The organism is Delftia sp. PX-1, from assembly GCF_055797465.1.
The window spans coordinates 1222297-1245935 of the sequence record NZ_CP184763.1 but is presented as its reverse complement, the minus strand read 5'-3'; the positions used below and the strand labels follow the sequence as shown (position 1 = coordinate 1245935).

The window sequence follows — 23639 nt, the reverse complement described above, 5'->3', positions numbered from 1 at the left end:
ATCGGAGGCCCCCATGACACGCCCCCTCACCTCGAAGCACCTGACCACCCTGGGCCTGCTGGCTGCGCTGTGTGCCTGCGCGCAGGCTGCCCAGGCGGCACAGACGGCCCAGGCGGCCCAGGCGGCTTTCCCCGATCGGCCCGTGCGCGTGATCGTTCCCTTTCCCGCAGGCGGCAGCACCGACCTCGTGGCCCGAGCGCTGTCGGTGGAACTGGGCAAGGCCCTGGGACAGCCCGTGGTGGTGGAGAACAAGCCGGGCGCGGGCAGCCTGGTCGGCTCGGAACTCGTGGCCCGCGCCGCGCCCGACGGCTACACCCTGCTCATGGCAGGCCTGAGCAATGTCTTCCTGCCCCATGTGCACGCCAACCTCAAGTGGAATCCGCTGACCGACTACGAGTACATCGGCCTGGTGGCGGACCTGCCCAACGTCATCGCCGTCAACGCCAAGACCCCCTACCGCACGCTGGCCGAACTGGTGGCGGCCGACAAGGCCAGGCCCGGCACGCTGTCCTTCGGCTCGGCCGGCACGGCCACGCCCTCGCACCTGGTCTGCGAGATGGTCAACCACCGGCTCGGCACCAAGATGCAGCACCTGCCCTACAAGGGCAACGCCCCGGCCGTCAACGACCTCATGGCCGGCCACATCCCGGTGATGTGCAACAACCTGGGCGGCACCCTGCCCTACATGCAGGGCGGGCAGATCCGCATCCTGGCGCAGACCGGCAAGAGCCGCTCGCCCGCCGCGCCCGACATTCCCACCTTTGCCGAGCTGGGCGTGGCCGGGCTGGACACCGGCCTGTGGGTGGGCCTGGCCGCGCCCAAGGGCACGCCGCAGCAGATCGTGGCCACGCTCAACCAGGCGCTGGCCAAGGCCATGGCCTTGCCCGAGACACGCGACAAGCTGGCGCGCCTGGGCGCCACGCCGCTGCCCACGCAGGCGGCGGACTTCCACCAGCGCGTGGCCGAAGACCGCCGCGCCTGGGAGCCCGTGCTGAAGAACGTGGACCTGAAAGGCAACTGATGCAGCGCCAAGGCTATCCGCTGGAGGGTGTGCGCATCCTCGACATGGCCACGGTGCTGGCCGCCCCCTTCTCGGCCACCCTGTGCGGCGACCTGGGCGCCGACGTCGTCAAGCTGGAGCTGCCCGGCGGCGGCGACACGCTGCGCAGCCTGGCCCCCGTGCACGACGGCCACGCCGTGTTCTGGAAAACCGCCAACCGGGGCAAGCAGGGCATCTCGCTGGACGTGCGCAAGGCCGAGGGCCGCACGCTGTTCCTGCGGCTGATCGAGGATTTCGACGTACTGGTGGAGAACTTCCGCACCGGCACGCTGGACCGCTGGGAGCTGGACCTGGCCACCTTGCATGCCCGCAACCCGCGCCTCATCGTGCTGCGCCTGACGGGCTTCGGCCAGACCGGCCCCTATGCGCGCCGGCCGGGCTTTGCGCGCATCTTCGAGGCCATGAGCGGCTTCGCCCACCTCACGGGCGAGGCGGGCGGCCCGCCCCAGCACATGAACTACCCGCTGGGCGATGCCGTGGCCGGGCTGTTCGGCGCCTTCTCCATCGCGGCCGCACTGGCCGAGCGCAATGCAAAGCCTCCAGGCGAACGGCGCGGCCTGGAGATCGACCTGTCGGCCACCGAAGCCATGCTGCGCCTGCTGGACCCGCTGGCGGCCGAGTACCAGCTGGGCGGACAGGCACGCAGCCGCACGGGATCGTGCGCGGGCTACACGGCGCCCTCCAACGTCTACCGCACGCGCGACGGCGCCTGGCTCACCGTGGTCGCCACGGGCGATGCCATCTTCGCGCGCCTGTGCCAGGCCATGGACCGCGCCGACCTGGCCGCCGACCCGCGCTTTGCGGACAACGCCGCGCGCATCCGCCACCTGCAGGCGCTGGATGCGCTGATCGTGCAATGGTGCGCAGGCCTGGACTGCACCCAGGCCATGGCCGCGCTGGCCGCGCACGACATCCCGTTCAGCAAGGTCTGTTCGGCCCAGGACGTGCTGCAGGACCCGCATTTCGCGGCACGCGGCAGCTTCATCGCGCTGCCCGACCCCGACCTGGGCCCCCTCACCGCCCCCGCGCCCGTGCCACGCTTCACCGGCCGCCAGGCCCCTTCGCCCCGCAGCGGCCCGGCCACCGGCCAGGACAATGCACGCATCTATGCGGCATTGGGGCTGGATGCGCAGCAGCAGGAGAGGCTGCGGCGCGAGGGCGTGATCTGAAAATGTGCAGTGCTGGCGTCAGATGGCCAGCCGTGCGGCCAGCAGGTCCGCCTGCTCGGCGAACTTGCGGGGATGGGACGTGCGCAGTTGCGCCAGGTTCTGCACCTTCCATCGCACGCCGGGCAGGTGTTCGAGATGGGCGATGTCCAGCGCCGGCCAATCGGGGACTCCTGCGGCCAGCGACAGCAAAAAGCGCCGCTCGCTGGCATCCAGCCCTTGCTGGAGCTCCCGCAGCAACCGCTCGCGTGCTGCGAGCAGAGATTGCAGCGGCACTGGCTCGGCCGTCATGCCCCGGAAGTTGTTCTCGAAATCGTGCCGGACATCACGCAAGGGAGGAAACAGCACTTCGTGCAACGGCCGGTTGCTACAGGCCAGATAGACCACGAACGCGCGCCGGATGCCAGGAGTGATGCCGCCGTGCGCGAACAGCTGCATCACATCGAACAGATCACGCGGGTGCTGCCGGTCCAGCGCGGCCACGAGCTTGCCGCCGTACACGTCCTCTGCCGAGACCACGGGAATCTCCAGGTCGGCCATCAGCACATCGCGCGCAGCGGGCGTAAGCGATGCCCGCCGTACCGGCAGCACCGTGCCCCGCATGACATAGTTCACTTCGATCTTGACCTGCACGGAACCACGGCGCACCAGCAGCTTGGTCTGGCCCGCTGCAGCCACCGGCGCATGGGTCTGGAAGCCCCGCTTCGTCAGGCGTATAGCCGCTTGCCGGATGGCCTCATTGATCCGTTGCAGCGCCTCGTCGCGCGACGGCCTGTGGTCGGGAAACACCAGGTCCAGATCAACGGACAGACGCGGCATATCGCGCACGAACAGGTTGATCGCGGTTCCGCCCTTCAGCGCGAACGTGTCATCCACAAACACCAGCGGCGCGACCTGTGTCAACATGCGCGCGGTATCGAGATAGGTCTGGTTCATGGCTTGAGCACCAACAGGCCCTCGGCCGACCGGGACACCCAGGGCCTGTCGCTTCCCGTCGGCAGCGAGGCCGTCTCCAGCTTGGCGACCCAGGGCAGCGCCCCCTCGCGCCCGAGTTGAAGGCACAGGCGCACGGTCTTGACGCTGGTGCAGCGCTGCAGAAGTTCACGCAGCACCTCGGCGCGCAGGCTGTACGCGCTTTCCACCAGCTCCCTGGCCTCCTTCAGCGGCTGGCGCACGCCCACATCGCTCAGAAGCTCCAGCAGCGCACGCTCCGGCGCCGACACCTGTGCGGCCCCGCTGCGTTGTTCGAAGGGCCCGACATGCAGCAAGGCCCCGGGTTGCTCGTCGAACAGCCTCTTGCGGTGGTATTCAGCGGGAAAACGCTCGGTGAACCATGGCGGCAGTTGCCCGGCGGCCCAGCCATACAGCTGCAGCACCGGCTGCTGCGCCACATACTGGCGCATGCCGTACCAGTCCAGCGCCGACTTGCCCCCCACATGCAGGCCCTCCAGGCGGCGCTGCAGCACGCCCAGGCTCGGATGCAGGGCCAGGCTGTCGTTGGGCCGGCAGAAGACCCCCCGCATCAGGCGCTTCAGCCAGCCCGCGCGCACGTAGTGGACAGCCAGGTCTGCGGAGATGCCCAGCCCTGCCAGATCCTGCGAGGTGATGGGTGTGCCCGCAGGCAGCTGCGTGTAGAGCGCGTTTAATTTGCTTGCCCCGGTCGTAGTCATGCTGCGATTCAAGCACCTATTCCAAACACGGGCAACTTTGATATTTCCTTCTAATCGTAGTTCTACTACGATTTTCAATACTTTTCAAAATTTCATGGCGACATGCATCGGTACTGGTCCATGCCGATGGGTACGGCGCCAAAGCGGACGCCGCGCATGCTCAGGCCGCCCGCCGCGCCGTCGCAAACAGCCCGCTGCGCAGCGCTTCCAGGTCGAGCACGCGCAGGCCGCCGTACTCCACGACGATGGCGTTTTCGCGCTGCAGCACGGACAGCGCCTCGTTGACGCGCTGGCGCGACAGGCCCACCAGGTAGGCCAGCTCCTGCTGGGTGATGCGCAGCACCTCGCCCACGCCCGGGTACAGCAGCGGGTGAAAGAGCGCGGCCAGGCTGCGGGCCACGCGCAGGTCGGGGTTGGTGAGGCGGTCGATTTCGCGGGCCGAGATGAACTGGCCCAGGCGCTCGTTGAGCTGGCTCATGACGAAGCGGTTGAAGCCGATGGAGTGGTCCAGCAGCCAGTGGAAGGTGTCGATGGGCAGGCCGGCGACCACGCTTTTGCGGATGGCCTGCACGTTGTAGCGGTAGGGCTCGCGCTTGACGGCCGTGCCCTCGCCGAACCAGCCGCCCGGAGGCAGGCCGGCCAGCGTCATGCTGGCGCCATCGGCGCCATCGGTGTTCATCTTGAGCAGGCCTTCGACCACACCGAACCAGTAGGTGGGTGCGCGGCCGGTGCGGCAGACGTAGTCGCCGGACTGTGCGTCGCCGACGACCAGCGCCTTGTGCGCGCGCTCGCGCTCGGCGGGCTGGAGCAGGGCCAGCCAGGGAATGCCATCGAGTTCCTCGGGTCGGGGCGCACGGCGGCGCTGGTGCAGTGACAGTTCTTGGCTCATGGAGTCGCGGCGAGGGTGCGCGGATGAATCAACAAAACCACCCAAGCATTGCCCGAGGCCAGTGGCTGGCGTGAGCGGGATTTCCAGAAGGACGGCGACCCGCTGCGAACGGGCTGGAGCGCAAGCCCCCCAACGGGCAATGAGACCGTTTTGGCACCATTTGTTACGGCGCGTTTTCCCGATGATGAGTTTCCCGAAGATTGTCGTCAAACAGACACCACGGCGTCAAAGCCAGTCCTACGATGCAGTCCAAGCCGGTGGGTCTCAGCCTGGGCATTTGCACCACGCGGCCACCATCCACGAACAACCAAGGACATGGAATGACGACCACGTTCCCGCACCTGCTGCTCCAGCATGCTGCCCAGCGCCCACAGGCACCGGCGCTGCGCGAGAAGGAATACGGCATCTGGCAGACCTGGAGCTGGAGCGAGGCCGCGCAGACCGTGCGCCACATGGCCTGCGGCCTGGCGGCGCTGGGCCTGGCACGCGGCCAGAATCTGGCCTTCATCAGCGACAACCGGCCCCATGTCTACATGGGCTTCCTGGCCGTGCAGGCGCTGGGCGCCGTGCCGATCCCGCTGTACCAGGACGCGGTGGCGGCCGAGATGCGCTTCGTCATCGAGGATGCCGAGATCGACTTCGCCTTCGCCGAGAACCAGGAGCAGGTGGACAAGCTGCTGGAGGTGCGCGAGAGCGTCCGCGGCCTGGGCCACATCATCTATGACGACCCGCGCGGCCTGCGCCACTACGACCAGCCGGGGCTGATCAGCACCGAGGCGCTGCTGCAAAAGGGCAAGGAATGGGAGGCCGCCCACCCGGGCGCCTGGGATGCCATGCTGGCGGCGCTGTCGCCCGACGACGTGTCCGTCATCCTCTACACCTCGGGCACGACGGGCAAGCCCAAGGGCGTGTGCCAGACCCACCGCAGCTTTGGCGAGTCGGCACGCGGCGGTGTGCAGGTGGACCGCCTGGGCCCTGGCGACAACGTGATCTCCTACCTGCCTCCGGCCTGGGTGGGCGACCACCTGTTTTCCTTCGCGCAGTGGCTGGTGGCGGGCTTCACCATCAACTGCCCGGAGTCGGCCTCGACCGTGTCCATCGACCTGCGCGAGATCGGCCCCAGCTACTACTTCGCGCCGCCGCGCATCTTCGAGGGCATGCTGACTTCGGTGTCCATCCGCATGGAGGATGCCGCGCCGTTCAAGCAGTGGATGTACGGCCGCGCCATGGCCGTGGCGCGGCGCGTGGGATCGGACATCCTGGACGGCAAGAAGGTGGGCGCGCTGGACCGCCTGAAGTACGCGCTGGGCGACCTGTGCATCTACGGCCCGCTGCGCAATGCCATGGGCCTGTCGCGCATCCGCGTGGCCTATACGGCAGGTGCGGCCATCGGGCCCGAGCTGTTCCGCTTCTTCCGCTCCATCGGCATCAATCTCAAGCAGCTCTACGGCCAGACCGAGACCTGCGCCTATGTGTGCATACAGCGCGACGGGCAGGTGGAGCTGAGCAGCGTGGGCCAGGCCGCACCGGGCATCGAGCTGAAGATCGCCGACAACGGCGAGGTGCTGCTCAAGGGCGTGTCCGTGCTCAAGGAGTACTACAAGCGCCCCGACGCCACGGCCGAGGTGGTGGATGCCGACGGCTGGTTCCACACGGGCGATGCCGGCGTGATCGACGCCAGCGGGCAGCTGCGCATCATCGACCGCGCCAAGGACGTGGGCAAGACCAGCCGGGGCGCCATGTTCGCGCCCAACTACATCGAGAACAAGCTCAAGTTCTTCCCCCAGATCAAGGAGGCCGTGTGCTTCGGCCACGGTCGCGACCAGGTCTGCGCCTTCATCAACATCGACTACGAGGCCGTGGGCAACTGGGCCGAGCGCCAGGGCCTGCCCTACGGCGGCTATGTGGACCTGGCATCGAAGGCCAAGGTGCTGGAGATGGTGGCCGACTGCGTGGCCCAGGTGAACGCCGACCTGGCCGCCGAAGCCGGCATGGCCGACACGCAGGTGGCGCGCTTCCTGGTGCTGCACAAGGAGCTGGACCCCGACGACGACGAGCTGACCCGCACGCGCAAGGTGCGCCGAGGCTTCATCGCCGACAAGTACGGCGTGCTGGTCGATGCGCTGTACACGGGCAAGCGCGAGCAGTTCATCGAGACCCAGGTCAAGTTCGAGGACGGCCGCACCGGCAGCGTCAGCGCCACGCTGTCCATCATCGATGCCAAAACCCATTCGGTGGCTGCCACCGCCAGGGCCTGACCGGAGCCGCTGACATGACCCACAAGAAGATCGGCGATGTCATCCTCGACATCAAGAACATCAGCCTGCGCTTCGGCGGGGTGAAGGCGCTGACGGACATCTCGTTCGATGTGCGCGAGCACGAGATCCGCTCCATCATCGGCCCCAACGGCGCAGGCAAGAGTTCGATGCTCAACTGCATCAACGGCGTGTACACCCCGTCCGAGGGATCGATCACCTTCCGGGGCAAGACCTTCAGCCACATGAACAGCCGCCAGGTGGCCGAGATGGGCGTGGCGCGCACGTTCCAGAACCTGGCGCTGTTCAAGGGCATGAGCGTGATCGACAACATCATGACCGGCCGCAACCTGCAGATCAAAAGCGGCATCCTGATGCAGGCCCTGCGCCTGGGCCCGGCCCAGCGCGAGGAGATCCGCCACCGCGAGTTCGTCGAGCACATCATCGACTTCCTGGAGATCCAGGCCTACCGCAAGACCCCCGTGGGCCAGCTGCCCTACGGCCTGCAAAAGCGCGTGGACCTGGGCCGCGCCCTGGCCATGCAGCCGCAGGTGCTGCTGCTGGACGAGCCCATGGCCGGCATGAACGTGGAGGAAAAGCAGGACATGTGCCGCTTCATCCTCGATGTCAACGACGAGTTCGGCTCCACCATCGTGCTGATCGAGCACGACATGGGCGTGGTCATGGACATCAGCGACCGCGTCGTGGTGCTGGACTACGGCAAGAAGATCGGCGACGGCGCACCCGACGAGGTGCGCCAGAACGAAGACGTGATCCGCGCTTACCTTGGCACCAGCCACTGAGGGGACTGACATGGGATTTTTTCTGGAAACCTTGTTCGGCGGCCTCATGGTAGGCACGCTGTACGCGCTGATCGCCATCGGCTTCGTGCTGATCTTCAAGGCCTCGGGCGTGTTCAACTTCGCCCAGGGCGCGATGGTGCTGTTCTCGGCCCTGGCCATGGCGCGCTTTTCCGAGTGGATCCCGAAGTGGATCGGCATGGAGCCGGGCTGGTTCACCAACCTGCTGGCCATCTGCGTGTCGCTGGCCATCATGGTGGTCGTGGCCTGGGTGATCGAGCGGCTGGCGCTGCGCCACCTGGTCAACCAGGAGCCCATCACGCTCTTGATGGCCACGCTGGGCATCGCCTACCTGCTCGACGGACTGGGCCCGATGATCTTCGGCAGCGCCGTCTACAGCATCAACGTGGGCATGCCCAAGGACCCCATGTTCATCCTCGACGGCCTGTTCGAGGGCGGCGTGCTGCTCAGCCAGGAAGACCTGTATGCGGCCTGCATCGCCGCGCTGCTGGTGGCCGCGCTCAGCGTGTTCTTCCAGAAGACCAAGACCGGCCGAGCGCTGCGCGCCGTGGCCGACGACCACCAGGCGGCGCAGTCCATCGGCATCCCGCTGTCGCGCATCTGGGTCATCGTCTGGTCGGTGGCCGGCGGCGTGGCCCTGGTGGTGGGCATCATCTGGGGCTCCAAGCTGGGCGTGCAGTACTCGCTGTCGCTGGTGGCCCTGAAGGCCCTGCCCGTGGTGATCCTGGGCGGCCTGACCTCGCTGCCCGGCGCCATCATCGGCGGCCTGATCATCGGCGTGGGCGAGAAGCTCTCCGAGGTCTACCTGGGCCCCATGGTCGGCGGCGGCATCGAGACCTGGTTCGCCTACGGCCTGGCCCTGTGCTTCCTGCTCGTGCGGCCCCAGGGGCTGTTCGGCGACAAGATCATCGACCGCGTCTGAGACCGTATACGGAGAACTTGCACCATGTTTTATCGTGAGAACGGTCAATTCAAGACGACCTACGCATCCGACCAGCAGATCTTCGGCGTCGCCCAGGACCGCTGGGCCATCGTGGCGCTGCTGGCCGTCGCCTTCCTGGTGATTCCCTTCAGCGTCAGCGACTACACCTTCCAGGCCGTGCTGATCCCCTTCCTGATCATGTCGCTGGCGGCGCTGGGGCTGAACATCCTGGTCGGCTACTGCGGCCAGATCTCTCTGGGCACCGGCGCCTTCATGGCCGTGGGCGCCTATGCGGCCTACAACCTGCAGGTGCGTTTCGAGGGCATGCCGCTGCTGGTGGCCCTGATCGGTGGCGGCGTGCTGGCCATGGTCTTCGGCGTGATCTTCGGCCTGCCCAGCCTGCGCATCCGCGGCCTGTACCTGGCCGTGGCCACGCTGGCCGCCCAGTTCTTCGTGGACTGGCTGACCAGCCGCGCCGCCTGGGTGACGAACAACTCCTCTTCGGGCTCGGTGAGCGCGGGCCCGCTGTCCATCATGGGCTGGAAGATCGACACGCCCATGGAGAAGTACCTGCTGTGCCTGGGCATCCTGTGCCTGCTGGGCCTGGCGGCCAAGAACCTGGTGCGCAGCGCCATCGGCCGCGAATGGATGGCCATGCGCGACATGGACGTGGCCGCCAGCGTGATCGGCATCCGCCCGACCTACGCCAAGCTCAGCGCCTTTGCCGTGAGCAGCTTCATCGTCGGCGTGGCCGGCGCGCTGTGGGGCTTCGTACACCTGGGTGCCTGGGAGCCTGCGGCCTTCAGCCTGGACCGCTCGCTGCAGCTGCTGTTCATGATCATCATCGGCGGCCTGGGTTCGGTGGTCGGCAGCATCTTCGGCGCGGCCTTCTTCGTGCTGCTGCCGCTGCTGCTCACCCAGGTGCCTCACTGGCTGGGCCTGCCGCTGTCCACGGCCACGGCGACCTACCTGGAGCACATGATCTTCGGTGCGCTGATCGTGTTCTTCCTGATCGTGGAGCCGCACGGACTCGCGAAGCTGTGGGCAACGGCAAGGCAAAAGCTTCGCGTCTGGCCCTTCCCGCATTGATATGACACCCCCTGAGTCGCTTCGCGCCTTCCCCCTCTCTACTCGCTACGCGAGGGAGGGGGACGACACCCTCGGTGCGGGGCGGCCCTTCCTCGGTGTCCCTGACCTGGGGCTCGCCAGTTCCACAGATGGCGCCAGGAAACATGGAATGTTTGATTCTGATCGAGACAGGGCGCCACAGAGTGCCGGATAACCGGGGAATCTTCCCCAGCCAACTAGGAGACAACGTCATGATGTTCAAGAAAGTCGCCATCGCCGCCGCCACCGTCGCAGCCGGAATCGGCGGCCTCGTGGCCGCCCCCGCCGTCCAGGCCCAGGACCAGTTCGTGCCGCTGCTGGTCTACCGCACGGGCCAGTTCGCTCCGCTGGGCATTCCATGGGCCGATGGCAAGCAGGACTACATCAAGCTGGTCAACGCCAAGGGCGGCATCAATGGCGTGAAGATCGCCTACGAGGAATGCGAGACGGCCTACGACACGGCCAAGGGCGTGGAGTGCTATGAGCGCCTGAAGGGCAAGGGCGGCGGCGCGGCGGGCTTCGATCCGCAGTCCACCGGCATCACGTTCGCCGTGACGGACAAGGCGCCCGGCGACAAGATGCCCATCATCACCACGGGCTACGGCCTGTCGCAGTCGGCCGACGGCAAGGTCTTCGAGTGGAACTTCCCGCTGCTGGGCAACTACTGGACGGCGGCCGACTCCATCATCCAGGACATCCTCAAGAAGGAAAAGGGCAGCCTCAAGGGCAAGAAGATCGCCCTGGTCTACCACGACTCGCCCTATGGCAAGGAACCCATTCCGCTGCTGCAAAAGCGCGCCGCCAAGGAAGGCTTCGACCTGACGCTGCTGCCCGTGACGGCGCCCGGCGTGGAGCAGAAGTCCACCTGGCTGCAGATCCGCCAGCAGCGCCCCGACTACGTGCTGCTGTGGTCGGCCGGCGTGATGACGCCCACGGCCGTGCGCGAGGCGCAGGCCACCGGCTACCCGCGCGAGAAGATGTACTCCATCTGGTGGGCCGGCTCGGACCATGACGTGAAGGACATCGGCGCCGGCGCCAAGGGCTACAACACCGTGACCATCCACAACACGGCCGAGCACGACAAGGTGCACGACGAGGTCAAGGCCATGGTCTACGACAAGGGCCAGGGCACGGCCACCGACGCCAAGGAACTGGGCGCCATGGCCCATACGCGCGGCATGGTGATCTCCATGCTGCAGGTGGAGGCCATCCGCACGGCACAGGAAAAATACGGCAAGGGCAAGGTCATGACCTCCGAGCAGGTGCGCTGGGGCCTGGAGAACCTGAACCTCACGCAGGAGCGCCTCAACGAGCTGGGCTTCGGCAAGATCATCCGCCCCGTCAAGACCAGCTGCGACAACCACCTGGGCACCGACTGGTCGCGCATCGCCCAGTGGGATGGCACCAAGTGGAAGGTGGTCTCCGACTGGTACCAGGCCGACAAGTCCATGGTCGAACCGCTGGTCAAGGAGTACGCGGACAAGTACGCCAAGGAAAAGAACGTAAAAGCTAGAACTTGCACCCCCTGAGGCGCTTGCGCGCCTTCCCCCTCTCTACCCGCTTCGCGGGGGAGGGGGACGACACCCTCGGTGCGGGGCGGCCCTTCCTCGGTGTCCCTGAGTTGGGGCATGCCCCGCGCAGAGATGCTTCGAGAGTTGCGGCCCCGCACTCCGCTTTCGTATCAACGCCCATGGACGACGCCATGACCACCGCACCCACCTCCGCCCCGGCCGCCAGCGATCCGCTGCTCGTGGTCAATGGCATCGAAGTCATCTACAACCATGTGATCCTGGTGCTCAAGGGCGTTTCGCTCCAGGTGCCGCGCGAGAGCATCGTGGCCATCCTGGGCGGCAACGGCGCGGGCAAGACCACGACGCTGCGCGCCATCTCCAACCTGCTCAAGGGCGAGCGCGGCGAGGTGACCAAGGGCACGATCGAGCTGGAGGGCGAGCGTATCGAAAGCCTCACGCCCTCCGAGCTGGTGCAGCGCGGCGTGGTCCAGGTCATGGAGGGGCGGCACTGCTTCGCCCACCTGACCATCGAGGAAAACCTCATGACCGGCAGCTACACGCGCACCGACAAGGGCGAGATCGCGGCCAACCTCGAGAAGGTCTACAACTACTTTCCGCGCCTGAAGACGCGCCGCACCTTGCAGGCCGCCTACACCTCGGGCGGCGAGCAGCAGATGTGCGCCATCGGCCGCGCGCTGATGGCCAACCCGCGCATGGTGCTGCTGGACGAGCCCTCGATGGGCCTGGCCCCGCAGATCGTCGAGGAGGTGTTCAACATCGTCCGCGACCTCAACAGCAAGGAAAAGGTCACCTTCCTGCTGGCCGAGCAGAACACCAACATGGCGCTCAAGTACTCGGACTACGGCTACATCATGGAAAGCGGCCGCATCGTCATGGACGGCGCGGCCTCGGACCTGGCCAGCAACGAGGACGTCAAGGAGTTCTACCTGGGCGTGGGCGGCGGCGAGCGCAAGAGTTTCAAGGACGTGAAAAGCTACAAGCGCAGAAAACGTTGGCTTGCATGAATACCCCCTGAGTCGCTTCGCGCCTTCCCCCTGAAAGGGGGACGACACCCTCGGTGCGGGGGCGGCCCTTCCTCGGTGTCCCTGGGGTTGGGCCGCGCCGGTTTCGCGGGCCAGGGGCGGCACAAGGATTGTTGGAATCTTTCTTTCACCGCTGGCCGGACTCCATCTGCCCTTTCCACATACAGGACTAGCCATGAGTGCCTTCTACGACGCGCTGGAGACGCGCACCCCTGACGAACGCGAAGCAGCGCTGCTGGCCGCCCTGCCCCGGCAGATCGCCCATGCGCAGCAACAGTCGGCTGCCTTCGCCCGGATCCTGGACGGCGTCGACGCCGCGCAGATCACCAGCCGCGAGGCCCTGGCCCGCCTGCCGGTGACGCGCAAGTACGAGCTGCTGCAGCGCCAGGCCGAGCAGCGGCCCGCGCAGATCTTCGGCGGCTTCAACGCCATCGGCCTGGGCCAGCCCATGCCGCGCCTGTTCTGCAGCCCCGGCCCCATCTACGAGCCCGAGAGCCGCCGCCCCGACTACTGGCGCATGGCGCGCGCGCTGCATGCCTCTGGCTTTCGGCCCGGCGAGCTGGTGCACAACTGCTTCAGCTACCACTTCGTGCCCGCGGGCTCGATGATGGAAAGCGGCGCCCATGCGCTGGGCTGCACGGTGTTCGCAGGCGGCACGGGCCAGACCGAGCAGCAGGTGCAGGCCATGGCCGACCTGCGGCCCGCCGGCTACGTGGGCACGCCCAGCTTCCTCAAGATCATTGTGGAAAAGTCCGTGGAGATGGGCCTGCCCATCCCGTCCGTGACCAAGGCCATGGTCTCCGGAGAGGCCTTTCCGCCCTCGCTGCGCGACTGGCTGGCCGAGCGCGGCATCGCGGGCTACCAGTGCTACGCCACGGCCGACCTGGGCCTGATCGCCTACGAGACCGAGGCGCGCGAAGGCCTGGTGCTGGACGAGCAGGTCATCGTCGAGATCGTGCGCCCCGGCACGGGCGACCCCGTGGCGCCCGGCGAGGTGGGCGAACTGGTGATCACCACCTTCAACCCCGACTACCCGCTGATCCGCTTCGGCACGGGCGACCTCTCTGCCGTGCTGCCCGGCCAGTGCCCCACGGGCCGCACCAACGCACGCATCAAGGGCTGGATGGGACGCGCCGACCAGACCACCAAGGTGCGCGGCATGTTCGTGCACCCGGGCCAGATTGCCGACGTCGTGCGCCGCTTTCCGCAGGTGGGGCGCGCAAGGCTGGTGGTCACGGGCGAGATGGCCAATGACCAGATGCAGTTGCTGGTCGAAACCCGCGAGACCTCGCCGGGCCTGGCCCAGCAGCTGTCCGACGCGGTGCGCGAAGTGACCAAGCTGCGCGGCGACGTGCAGATGGTGCTGCCGGGCACGCTGCCCAATGACGGCAAGGTGATCGAAGACGCGAGGTCGTACAAGTAGCCACCGAGGCGCGGGGGACGGTGGCCGCGCCGCCGCGCAGCCGGCGCAATCCCTGAAAACATGACGCCTGTCAAGCCTTCAAGGGTTTGCACTAGATCAATGGCAAGGGAATCTGCTGCGGCGCAATAGAAACAATTCTTAAAATTCGTCTCCTCGTGCATTCGGTTTCTTTTGCGTGTTTGCCCTTTAGGGCGAAAACGCATCGCCCCCTATCATTTGCACGCCATTCACCTGGAGACACTATGAAAGCATTGTTCAAGATCGCAGCCATCGCCCTGGCAGCCGGCGCAGCCATTGGCGCTCATGCGCAGGACTATCCTGCCGCAGGCAAGACGATCACCCTCATCGTGCCGTTCACCGCAGGCGGCCCGACCGACAAGGTGGCCCGCGATCTGGCCGAGTCCATGCGCAAGCATCTGAACAATGCCACCATCGTGGTGGACAACGCCGACGGCGCCGGCAGCACCATCGGCACGGCCAAGGCTGCACGTGCCCGCCCTGACGGCTACACGCTGCTGATCAACCACATCGGCATGTCCACGATCCCGTCGCTGTACCGCAAGCTGTCGTTCAACGTGCTCAACGACTTCGAGTACGCCGGCATCATCAACGACGTGCCCATGACCCTGATCGGCCGCCCCAGCCTGCCGGCCAAGAACTTCGCCGAGGTCAAGGACTGGATCGGCAAGAACCAGGGCAAGGTCAACCTGGCCAATGCCGGCATCGGTTCCGCCTCCCACCTGTGCGGCCTGATGCTGCAGGCGGCCATGAAGACCGAAATGACGCCCGTGCCCTACAAGGGCGCCGCGCCGGCCATCGCCGACCTGATCGGCAACCAGGTCGACCTGCTGTGCGACCAGACCACCAACACCACGGGCCAGATCACGGCCAAGAAGGTCCAGGCCTATGCCGTGACCACGCCCAAGCGCCTGGTCATGCCCGCACTGAAGGACCTGCCGACGCTGGCCGAAGTGGGCGTGCCTGACTTCCAGGTCACCATCTGGCATGGCCTGTACGCGCCCAAGGGCACGCCGGCCGACGTCGTCAAGAAGGTCAACGAGGCCATGAAGGCCGCCCTCAAGGACCCCGAGTTCATCAAGCGCCAGGAAGCCCTGGGCGCCGTGATCGCCAGCGACGGCCGCATCGAACCCGAAGGCCACAAGAAGTTCGTCCAGGCCGAGATCGAGAAGTGGGGCAAGGTCATCAAGGCAGCCGGCACCTACGCCGACTGATCCCGAGGACCACCACCGCGACGGATCGCCCAGTTGCAACCACGATCAAGCCCGGCTTCGGCCGGGCTTTTTCGTTGGCGGGGACGGCGCGACAGCGGCGATGCAGGGTTCAGGGCGCCGGCCCGCGCAGCGCCATCACGGCCTGCCAGCTGCCGCCGCGCTGGCTTGCGTTGTAGAGGTTGCTCTGCGTGTTGCCGGGACCTTCGTAGTAGCTGCCGCGCATCAGGCATTGCGATCCCGAGGCCGTGCAGTGCACAAGCTCGACGCCGAACATCAGCGCCGGCCGGCCGCTGGCCCGGTCCAGCACCTGCTCGCCGCCCTTGCCCACGTCGCAGGCCGAAGCCGGCCGCACCTGGCTCTGGCCGCTGAGCAGGGCCAGCGTGCCGGCATCGGGGTCCAGCAGCGCCCATCCCCGGCCGTTGCCTATGCAGTAGGCCGCCGCCTTGGGGCCGAGGTTGGAGGCGTTGTCCAGAAACAGCAGCGAATACACGGCCGCCGCCGCTCCCGGGGGCGCCTGCGGGCCGGTGGGCGCCTTGGGCCTGTCGGCGCAGGCGGCCAGCGCCAGCGTGGCGGCCAGCGCGCCCAGCCAGGGCAGGAATCGGGAGGAATGACGGAGGCGGTGCATGGAAGTCCTTTCTTTCTCGCAATCTGCGTGCGTGTTTAACACGGCGCGCGGCCCCTGCTGCGGCTCAGGCCGGGCCTTCGAGTTCGGCATGCCGCCGCTCGAACAGTTCAATGAGGTGGTCCGCCACGGCCCGCACCCGCCGCGACTGGGCAAGGTCGGCATGCATGGCAAGCCAGATCGGCTGGTCGGCGCCCAGCTGCGGCTCCACGCAGACCAGCCCCGCCTGCCGCGCCAGGAAATGCGGCAGCACGGCCAGGCCCAGGCCCGCCTGGGCCGCGGCCAGCTGCGCGGACAGGGTGTTGGTCTCCAGCCGGCAGGGACGCCCGCGCAGGGCGCGCGCCATCCAGCGTGCGGCGGGCAGGTGGGCATGGCTGTCGTCCCAGCCGATGAAGGCGTCGCCTTCGAAGGGGTCCGAGCCGCTTCGGCCAGCGCGGCCAGCAACATGGCCGGCCGATCCGTACAAGCCGAAACCCAGCGTTCCCAGGCGCCGGATCGTGACGTGGCCGGCCTCGGGCTGGGTCATGCGCACGGCCAGGTCGGCATCGCGCCGGTGCAGGTTCAGCGTCTGCACGCCGCTGACCAGCTGCACGCGCAGCCCCGGATGGCGCGCGAACAACTGCGCCAGCGAGGGCACGATCAGCGGGTTGGCCAGGTTCTCCGCCGTGGCCAGCCGCACCACGCCCGCGACCTGCGCCTGGCTGTGCGCGGCATCGCCCAGGGCCTGGGCCGCCTGCTCCAGCGTCTCGGCCGGGGCCAGCAACGCCTGGCCGTCGGCCGTGAGCCGATAGCCGCTCTGGTGGCGACTGAACAGCGGCATGGCCAGCGCGGACTCCAGCCGGTCCAGCCGGCGCGAGACCGTGGCCACGCCCAGCCCCAGCGCTGCCGAGGCGCCGCTCAGGCTGCCGGCGCGGGCAATGGCCAGGAAGATGCGGGCGTCGTCCCACTGCAATGAAGTGCTCCTTGGTTTTCCTGGAAAGCCCTTGCGGAGAGCCTTTGTGGAAATGTTTTCCGGAAATGGAAGATCGAAGCGCGATTTTCTCAGTAGGCAAGCCCACCCCGGAAAACCATACTGGCCCCTTGTTTCAGCAAGAGGATATGCAATGCAACAACGCACACTTGGCCACGATCTGCAGGTATCCGCCCTGGGCCTGGGCTGCATGGGCATGAGCGAGTTCTATGGCCCGCGCGACGACGCCCTGGCGCTGCAGGCACTGGACCATGCCGTGGAGGCCGGCATCGACTTCCTGGACACGGCCGATGTCTACGGGCCGCACCACAACGAGGAGCTGATCGGCCGCTTCCTGGCATCGCGCCGCCCGCGCGTGAAGATCGCCACCAAGTTCGGCATCGTGCGCAAGGCCGGGGAGTACCGGCGCAGCATCGACAACAGCGCGCAGTACGCGCGGCAAAGCTGCGAGGACTCGCTGCGCCGCCTGGGCGTGGAGCGCATCGACCTGTACTACGTGCACCGCGTCGATGCCACGCGGCCCATCGAAGAGACCATGCAAGGGCTGGCGCGCCTGGTGCAGGAAGGCAAGATCGCCCGCATCGGCCTGTGCGAGGTCAGCGCAGCCACGCTGCGCCGCGCCCATGCCGTGCGCCCGGTGGCGGCGGTGCAGACCGAGTATTCGCTGTGGACGCGCGAGGTGGAGGACGAGGTGCTGCCCGCCTGCCGCGAGCTGGGCGTGGGGCTGGTGGCCTATTCGCCGCTGGGGCGCGGCTTTCTCACGGGACGCTTTCATGGCGGCACGGCCTTCGAGCAGGGCGATTTCCGCGCCAGCCTGCCGCGCTTTCAGCCCGGCAACATCGACACCAACCAGGCCCTGGTGGGTGCCGTATCGGCCCTGGCGCAGCGCAAGGGCAGCACGCCTGCGCAGATCGCCCTGGCCTGGCTGCTGGCCCAGGGGCCGGACGTGGTGCCCATTCCGGGCACCCGGCGCATCGCCCATCTGCAGGACAACCTGGGCGCGCTGTCCGTGGCACTGACGCCCGGCGAGCTGGACGAGCTGCGGCGCGCCAGCGACGAGCTGCCCGTGGCCGGGCAGCGCTATACGGAGGAAGGCATGAAGGGCATCAACGCCTGACGGGCCAGCGGGGGCCGCCGGCTTACCAGGTGACGTCGCTGTTCTCGGCGGCGCTGCGGCGCAGCATGTCGATCATGGGCGCAGCGCGCTGGCGCAGGCTGACGGCATCGCGTGCGCCCGGTGCGGCATTGTCCTGGTCGCCATCCTGCGCATCCTCTTCCTGGTTGGCCTTGCGGCGGGCATCGTCATCGGCCACGGCGGCTTCCAGCGCATCGATGGCGGCCGGGATCTGCTGGACGGTGATGATGCCGCTGGCGCCGGGCGTCTTGCCGACGATCTCCAGGACCTGGCGGCCGTTGGATTCGAGCATGATGACGTCGGCCGTGGCACGGGACTTGAACTTGTAGAGCATGGCTATCCTTTTTCTGTGTGGCGTGTCATGCACTCAGCGGTACATGTACTCGCGGTTGAAAGCATAGTCCGATTGGGCTCCCACCATGGACCCCGACTGCAGCCGTCCGTCGGGATGCGTGCACAGCATCTGGTGCAGGGCGATCCAGCCGCGCTCGAAGCCCATGGCGCAACCCGCCAGATAGAGCCGGTAGGCGCGCAGCACCTTGGCGGCACCTTCGGCATCGGCATGCTGCTCAAGGATACGCTGCGCCTGCGGCAGCTGGGCTTCCAGTGCGTCGGACCAGTTCCACAGCGTGCGTGCGTAGTGGGGCCGCAGGTTCTCCGTGTCCACCATTTCCAGCCCGCTGTGGCCCATGTCGTGCAGCACGCGGCTCACATGCATCAGCTCGCCGCCGGGGAAGATGTAGCGGTCGATGAACTCGCCCATGCCCGCGCCCAGCTGGGTGTTGTCCACGCCGCCCGCGGTGATGCCGTGGATCAGCGCCATGCCGCCCGGGCGCAGCAGGCGGTGCACGGTCTGGAAGTACTCGGGCAGCTGGGCCTGGCCCACATGCTCGAACATGCCCACCGAGCCTATCTTGTCGAAGGGCTGGCCGGGCGCCAGCGCGCGGTAGTCCAGCAGTTGCATGTCCACCCTGCCCTGCAGGCCGCGCTCGGCAATCAGCTGCTGCACATGGCGGTGCTGGTTGTGCGAGAGCGTGATGCCCGTGGCCGTGACACCGTAATGCTCGGCCGCCCACAGCAGCAGCGCGCCCCAGCCCGCGCCGATGTCCAGGAAACGCTCGCCGGGCCGCAGGTCCAGCTTGCGGCAGATGTGGTCGAGCTTGGCCTCCTGGGCCTGGGCCAGCGTCATCTGCGGATCGCGGAAGTAGGCGCAGGAATAGACGCGGCGCGGGTCCAGCCACAGGCCGTAGAAGTCGTCGGAGATGTCGTAGTGGAACTGGATCTGCTGGGCGTCGCGCGCCAGCGTGTGCGCGGCCATGGAGCGCATGCGGGCCATGGCATGCACCCACCAGTGCGATGTGCCGCGCACCGGATCGGATTGCAGCAGGCTGGCGGCCACCGCCATCACGTCGCGCATGCGGCCATCGATGCGTACCAGCCCCTCCACGATGGCACTGCCCAGTGTCCCTATCTGCCCGGCCGCCAGGCTGGCCATGGCCGCCATGGACTGGAAATGCAGCACCACCTGCGCATCCGCAGGACCGGCGCGCTGGCCGGACGGCAGGATCACGGCCACGGGAATAGGGAGAGACGCCAGCCGCGCCTCGATGGAGCTCAGCACTTGTGTCATGGCGTTCATTTTTGACAGCAAGCCGCACTGCGTCAATCGCAGCCTGGGCTGTGCATGGCGGGGCATGGCGCCCCGCCACAGAAGGGGCGATCAGGCGATCAGCTGCCTGTAGTCGCGCCGTGTCTGGTCACTCACCGAAGCAAGCACTTGCTCGAAGGGCGTCTTGTGCCGTGCGACCAGCCGCAGGGATGCCACGGCGCGCGATTTGCAAAACCAATGACAGGTGTACTGCATGAGCAACAGCTCGGCCGTCATCATGAAGGCGCGCGCACGGCGTTCTTCCTCGGTGGCGCTGTCGGCCACGCGCACGGAGGCAATGCCGCGCGCATGCAGCTGCATGGCTTCGCGCAGATCGAAGCCGGACGACGGGAACAGCCGGTCCAGATAGGGCAGCGCCACGGGCAGCGTGCTCACGCGCGTGAGCTGCGGATCGGCCGAGGCCATTTCCTTGGCAAAGCGCTGGAACTGCTCGACCAGGCTGGTTTCGGTGTTGTCCAGCACGGTCCAGATCTGGGCGCGGCGCTGCTCGTCGTTCTCGCCCAGGGCGCGCAGATAGCCTTCGATCAGGCCGCCCATCAGCTTCTCTATCTGGAAACGCCCCAGATACTGGGCCAGCAGCAGGGTATGCCGGCGCTGCTCCTGCGTCTTGAGAAGGTAGATTGCGATGAAGACAATGATCGCCAGCGTGAAGAAGTCCATGAAAGCAGCAAGGGGGCCAAGGGTGCGTGAAGGCTTGAGTGTAGTCAGGCGCGGCCTGCCCGCGATTTTGGCGGGCATAGGCCTGCTGCTGGGCGGCTGTGCCAGCACGGGGGCCGGCGGCGACGGCCTGGGCTATTACTGGCAAAGCCTGCGCGGCCAGATACACCTGCTGCAGGCCAGCCGCCCCATTGACGACTGGCTGCAGGACGACAACCTGGCACCCGCGCTGCGCGAGCGCCTGCTTGCGGCCCAGCGCATGCGCAGCTTCGCCGTGCAACGGCTGGGCCTGCCCGACAACGCCAGCTACCGCCGCTACGCCGATCTGCAGCGGCCCTTTGCCGTGTGGAACGTGGTGGCCGCGCCGCCCGACAGCCTGGAGCTGCACCGCTGGTGCTTTCCCGTGGCCGGCTGCGTGGGCTACCGGGGCTACTTTTCCGAGGCAGACGCCGTGGCCCAGGCCCGGCTGCTGGCCGACCAGGGCCTGGAGTCCGGCAGCTACGGCGTGCCCGCCTATTCCACGCTGGGCTACCTGAACTGGCTGGGGGGCGATCCGCTGCTCAACACCTTCGTGGGCTGGGGCGAAGGCGAGTTCGCCGGCCTGCTGTTCCATGAGCTGGCCCACCAGGTGGTCTACGTGGCCGGCGATACCGCCTTCAACGAATCCTTTGCCACCACCGTGGAGCGCCTGGGCGCAACGCTGTGGCTGGCCACCGAGGCCGGGCCAGCCGCCCGCGCGCGCTGGGAGTCCAGCCAGCTGCGGCGTACGCAGTGGCGGGCACTGACCGGGCGCACGCGCCAGGCGCTGCAGCAGCTGTACCAGGACCCGCAGCAGCGCGGCCCCGCCATGCAGCAGGCCAAGGCGCAGATCTACCAGCAGCTGCGCAGCGACTACGCTGCGCTGCGTGCGCAATGGCGCAGCGCCGATGCAGCCTTGCTGACCACCGACGCGCAGCGCCAGTTCTACGAACGCCACCAGGCCCGGCTGGACCAATGGGTGGCGGATGCCAACAACGCCAGCTTCGGCGCGCTGGCCGCCTATGACGACTGGGTGCCGGCCTTCACCGCGCTGTGGCACCAGGCCCAGGCCCAAGCAAAGACCCAAGCTCCGGCCCAGGCCCAGCCCGGCAACGAGGCAATCCAGGGCTGGCAGCGTTTCTATGCCGAGGTGCGGCAGCTGGCCGCCCTGCCCGCAGCGCAGCGCAACGCCAGGCTGTGCAGGCACATGCCGGCCGATGCGCCCCTGCCGTCTGCCTGCGCCCCGGATCAGGCCGGGGCGTCGGGATCCGCGGACGGATCGCGCCCCGGCAACTGAATGCGTGCCAGCAGGCCGCTGGAGCTGCCAGGCGGTGGCGACTGCAGCTGCAGGCTGCCGCCGTGCTGGGCCACGATCATGGACACGATGGACAGGCCCAGGCCATAGCCCGGCGATGCCAGTTCGCGCACGGCGCCCTGGGGCAGGCGCAGATCGTCCACATGGCGCACATGGCGCTCGCGCGCGGTGCCCAGCGCCACGGCGTCCATGCCCGGCCCCTCGTCGCGCACCTGGACGGTATGGCTGTCGCAGACTTCGAGCAGCACCTCCGAGCCATCGCTGTAGCGCAGCGCGTTCTCCACCAGGTTGCGCAAGGCAATGGCCAGCGTGTCCACGTCGCCCGCCACCGGACCGCAGGGCTGCTCGGGCAGCACCACATCCAGCCGCAGCTGGGTGGATTCGTCCTGCTGCCAGAACTCGGAGGCCACCATGCTGGCCAGCGTATCCAGCCGCACATCGTCCTGCGCCAGCGCCGAGCCCGAGGCCGCGCGCGACAGCTGCAGCAGCTTTTCCGTGCGCTGGCTCAGCCGCTCCAGCGCCTCGTGCGCGGCCCGCACGTCGGCGTTGTCCACGCCACGGTCCAGGGCCGTCTGCAGGCGCAGCGTGGCCACGGCCAGCGGCGTGCGCAGCTCGTGGGCCGCATTGGCGGCCATGGAGCGCTCCACCTGCAGCGCATGCGACAGGCGCTGCATCAGGTGGTTGATGCCCCCGCCCAGCCGCCACAGCTCGCGCGGCATGGCGTCCAGATCCAGCGGCTCCAGGTTGGAGCCACCGCGCTCGCTCAGCTGCAGCTGCATGTCGCGCAGCACGCGCAGGCGCCGCCGCGCGGTCACGCGCAGCGCCCAGCCCATGAGGGCGAGCATGACCACCATCACCGAGCCCAGCGCCAGCAGCGCCCGCTGCAGCGCCTCGCTGCGCTCGACCATGGGATCGGCCAGCATCAGGAACAGCGGCTGCCGGGGATGGGCCACCACATAGATGCGCCAGCCCTCGCGCTCGTAGAAGCCCTCGCGCATGGGCACGGCAAAGGCCGCCACGGGGGCGGCCTGGGTGCGCAGCAGCACGTTGCCGCGGCCGTCCTGCAGCTGGTAGACCAGATCCTCGGCCTCGTCGCCCGGCTGCGAGGCCACATGCGGGCGCTGCACGCCCTCGCGCGAGTGGTCTTCCTGTTCCAGCTGATGCACGGCCACCTCCAGCAGGCGGTGGCCGCTGTCGATCATTTCCTGGTCGAAGTTGTGGTGCACGATGTGGCTGACATACCAGGCCAGCGCCAGCACGCAGGCCAGCCAGACGGCGGCCAGGGCCAGTGTCAGCTCGCGGGCCAGCTGGTCGGCCAGACGGGGCGGCAGCGCCAGGCTGTAGCGCTGCGGCTCATCCATGCTCGAGGGCCAGGCGGTAGCCGGTGCCGCGCACGGTCAGGATGCGGTCGCGCCCGAGCTTGCGGCGCAGCCGGCTGATGAACACTTCCAGCGTGTTGCTGTCGGCCTCGGCATCGAAGCCGTAGAGCGCATCGAGCAGATGCTCGCGCGCGTGCACACGCTGCGGCTGGGCCGTGAGCACGCGCAGCAGCGCCCATTCCTTGGGCGTGAGCAGCAGGGTGCGGCCGGCGTCGCGCACCATTTCACGGGCCAGGTCGATCTCCAGCGTGCCCATGCGCAGCACGGCGTCCTGCCCGGCCTGCATGCCGCCGCCGCGCCGGCTCACGGCGCGCAGGCGGGCCAGCAGTTCCTCGGGGTCGTAGGGCTTGACCAGATAGTCGTCGGCCCCCGCATCCAGCCCGCGGATGCGGTCGCTGACCTGGTCGCGGGCCGTCAGCACGATGGTGACGGGAGGCTGCGCCAGCCGGCGCAGCGTGGGCATGAGCGCCAGGCCGTCACCGTCGGCCAGGTGCAGGTCCAGCAGCACGGCCGCGTAGCTGGCACCGGCCAGGCAGGCGCGCGCCTGGGCCAGAGAAGGCACGCTGTCGATCAGAAAGGCCTTGGAGCGCAGATAGCTGCCCACCGCCTGGGCCAGGGCCTCATCGTCTTCGACCAGCAGGATTCGCATGGGAGGTTGGGCCTTCGCACATCAGGATGCGCACCGGATACGGACTGAACAAGCGTGGCGCAAGGGGGGGGGCGGCAGGGGTTCAAGCTGAACGGAGTCTGAACGCGGGGTTCAGATGTTCTTAAG

At 67.9% G+C, this 23639-nt stretch carries 22 protein-coding genes; 12 read left to right on the top strand and 10 right to left on the bottom strand.

The genetic code is table 11. The features are described 5' to 3' along the window. The first annotated feature begins 13 nt into the window (after nucleotides 1-13). Nucleotides 14-1021 (top strand): Bug family tripartite tricarboxylate transporter substrate binding protein, encoded by a 1008-nt coding sequence (locus tag ACN20X_RS05760; RefSeq protein ID WP_473210362.1) that lies wholly within the window; start codon nucleotides 14-16, stop codon nucleotides 1019-1021. Next, the gene (locus ACN20X_RS05755) at nucleotides 1021-2229 is read left to right on the top strand and encodes a CaiB/BaiF CoA transferase family protein (protein ID WP_473210361.1); all 1209 of its coding nucleotides are present in this window, start codon (nucleotides 1021-1023) and stop codon (nucleotides 2227-2229) included. Before ACN20X_RS05760 ends, ACN20X_RS05755 begins: the two co-directional genes overlap by 1 nt. A gap of 18 nt (nucleotides 2230-2247) precedes the next feature. On the opposite strand, the gene ACN20X_RS05750 is transcribed toward ACN20X_RS05755, so the two are convergent. From ACN20X_RS05750 to ACN20X_RS05740, 3 genes are all read right to left on the bottom strand, one after another. Next, a complete protein-coding gene (locus ACN20X_RS05750) occupies nucleotides 2248-3162 on the bottom strand; it encodes a nucleotidyl transferase AbiEii/AbiGii toxin family protein (RefSeq protein ID WP_473210360.1) in 915 nt (304 codons plus the stop codon). Continuing rightward, the gene (locus ACN20X_RS05745; RefSeq protein WP_473210359.1) at nucleotides 3159-3896 is read right to left on the bottom strand and encodes a type IV toxin-antitoxin system AbiEi family antitoxin; all 738 of its coding nucleotides are present in this window, start codon (nucleotides 3894-3896) and stop codon (nucleotides 3159-3161) included. The genes ACN20X_RS05750 and ACN20X_RS05745 overlap by 4 nt, the downstream gene beginning before the upstream one ends. Before the next feature lie 160 nt (nucleotides 3897-4056). Further along, a complete protein-coding gene (locus tag ACN20X_RS05740) occupies nucleotides 4057-4785 on the bottom strand; it encodes a Crp/Fnr family transcriptional regulator (protein ID WP_016446592.1) in 729 nt (242 codons plus the stop codon). Between the two features lie 320 nt (nucleotides 4786-5105). Here ACN20X_RS05740 and ACN20X_RS05735 point away from each other — a divergent pair, with 320 nt between their 5' ends. The 8 genes from ACN20X_RS05735 to ACN20X_RS05700 all read left to right on the top strand — a co-directional run bounded on the left by ACN20X_RS05735 (nucleotide 5106) and on the right by ACN20X_RS05700 (nucleotide 15099). Then, complete coding sequence (locus ACN20X_RS05735) at nucleotides 5106-7043, top strand: AMP-dependent synthetase/ligase (RefSeq protein ID WP_017405426.1); 1938 nt, start codon at nucleotides 5106-5108, stop codon at nucleotides 7041-7043. A gap of 14 nt (nucleotides 7044-7057) precedes the next feature. Next, nucleotides 7058-7843 carry an ABC transporter ATP-binding protein gene (locus tag ACN20X_RS05730; RefSeq protein WP_013804350.1) on the top strand — a complete coding sequence of 262 codons (786 nt, stop codon included), beginning with the start codon at nucleotides 7058-7060 and terminating at the stop codon, nucleotides 7841-7843. 10 nt (nucleotides 7844-7853) lie between these two features. Then, nucleotides 7854-8783 (top strand): branched-chain amino acid ABC transporter permease, encoded by a 930-nt coding sequence (locus ACN20X_RS05725; protein ID WP_016446594.1) that lies wholly within the window; start codon nucleotides 7854-7856, stop codon nucleotides 8781-8783. A gap of 24 nt (nucleotides 8784-8807) precedes the next feature. Then, a complete protein-coding gene (locus tag ACN20X_RS05720; protein WP_016451924.1) occupies nucleotides 8808-9872 on the top strand; it encodes a branched-chain amino acid ABC transporter permease in 1065 nt (354 codons plus the stop codon). Between the two features lie 230 nt (nucleotides 9873-10102). After that, entirely contained in the window at nucleotides 10103-11419 is a 1317-nt protein-coding gene (locus ACN20X_RS05715; protein ID WP_160851667.1) for an ABC transporter substrate-binding protein, read from the top strand. Between the two features lie 173 nt (nucleotides 11420-11592). After that, entirely contained in the window at nucleotides 11593-12426 is an 834-nt protein-coding gene (locus ACN20X_RS05710) for an ABC transporter ATP-binding protein (protein WP_473210358.1), read from the top strand. A gap of 193 nt (nucleotides 12427-12619) precedes the next feature. Beyond that, entirely contained in the window at nucleotides 12620-13867 is a 1248-nt protein-coding gene (locus tag ACN20X_RS05705; RefSeq protein ID WP_016446598.1) for a phenylacetate--CoA ligase family protein, read from the top strand. A 242-nt stretch (nucleotides 13868-14109) separates the two neighbouring features. Next, on the top strand, nucleotides 14110-15099 hold the full coding sequence (locus tag ACN20X_RS05700; protein WP_016446599.1) for a tripartite tricarboxylate transporter substrate-binding protein: 990 nt from the start codon (nucleotides 14110-14112) through the stop codon (nucleotides 15097-15099). 109 nt (nucleotides 15100-15208) lie between these two features. Here the strand turns inward: ACN20X_RS05700 and ACN20X_RS05695 are convergent, their stop codons facing one another. Both ACN20X_RS05695 and ACN20X_RS05690 read right to left on the bottom strand, forming a co-directional pair. Continuing rightward, nucleotides 15209-15724 (bottom strand): hypothetical protein, encoded by a 516-nt coding sequence (locus ACN20X_RS05695; RefSeq protein ID WP_016446600.1) that lies wholly within the window; start codon nucleotides 15722-15724, stop codon nucleotides 15209-15211. 64 nt (nucleotides 15725-15788) lie between these two features. Then, nucleotides 15789-16673 carry a LysR family transcriptional regulator gene (locus ACN20X_RS05690; RefSeq protein WP_267178241.1) on the bottom strand — a complete coding sequence of 295 codons (885 nt, stop codon included), beginning with the start codon at nucleotides 16671-16673 and terminating at the stop codon, nucleotides 15789-15791. Nucleotides 16674-16824: 151 nt separating this feature from the next. On the opposite strand from ACN20X_RS05690, the gene ACN20X_RS05685 reads away from it, so the two are divergent. Continuing rightward, nucleotides 16825-17808 carry an aldo/keto reductase gene (locus tag ACN20X_RS05685; RefSeq protein WP_473210357.1) on the top strand — a complete coding sequence of 328 codons (984 nt, stop codon included), beginning with the start codon at nucleotides 16825-16827 and terminating at the stop codon, nucleotides 17806-17808. A gap of 22 nt (nucleotides 17809-17830) precedes the next feature. Here ACN20X_RS05685 and ACN20X_RS05680 read toward each other — a convergent pair whose 3' ends face one another. The 3 genes from ACN20X_RS05680 to ACN20X_RS05670 are packed head-to-tail and all read right to left on the bottom strand — an operon-like array spanning nucleotide 17831 to nucleotide 20155. Further along, nucleotides 17831-18160, bottom strand: a complete 330-nt coding sequence (locus ACN20X_RS05680; RefSeq protein ID WP_016446603.1) for a DUF1840 domain-containing protein — start codon at nucleotides 18158-18160, stop codon at nucleotides 17831-17833. A gap of 33 nt (nucleotides 18161-18193) precedes the next feature. Beyond that, the gene (locus ACN20X_RS05675; protein ID WP_392450312.1) at nucleotides 18194-19522 is read right to left on the bottom strand and encodes a class I SAM-dependent methyltransferase; all 1329 of its coding nucleotides are present in this window, start codon (nucleotides 19520-19522) and stop codon (nucleotides 18194-18196) included. Nucleotides 19523-19546: 24 nt separating this feature from the next. After that, nucleotides 19547-20155, bottom strand: coding sequence for a hypothetical protein (locus ACN20X_RS05670; RefSeq protein ID WP_016446605.1), 609 nt, complete (start codon nucleotides 20153-20155; stop codon nucleotides 19547-19549). A 22-nt stretch (nucleotides 20156-20177) separates the two neighbouring features. On the opposite strand from ACN20X_RS05670, the gene ACN20X_RS05665 reads away from it, so the two are divergent. Then, nucleotides 20178-21467 carry an aminopeptidase gene (locus ACN20X_RS05665; protein ID WP_473210803.1) on the top strand — a complete coding sequence of 430 codons (1290 nt, stop codon included), beginning with the start codon at nucleotides 20178-20180 and terminating at the stop codon, nucleotides 21465-21467. Here ACN20X_RS05665 and ACN20X_RS05660 read toward each other — a convergent pair. Both ACN20X_RS05660 and ACN20X_RS05655 read right to left on the bottom strand, forming a co-directional pair. Then, a complete protein-coding gene (locus tag ACN20X_RS05660; protein WP_473210356.1) occupies nucleotides 21419-22846 on the bottom strand; it encodes an ATP-binding protein in 1428 nt (475 codons plus the stop codon). The genes ACN20X_RS05665 and ACN20X_RS05660 overlap by 49 nt on opposite strands. Further along, complete coding sequence (locus ACN20X_RS05655; RefSeq protein WP_016446608.1) at nucleotides 22839-23513, bottom strand: response regulator; 675 nt, start codon at nucleotides 23511-23513, stop codon at nucleotides 22839-22841. The genes ACN20X_RS05660 and ACN20X_RS05655 overlap by 8 nt, the downstream gene beginning before the upstream one ends. Nucleotides 23514-23639 lie beyond the last annotated feature (126 nt).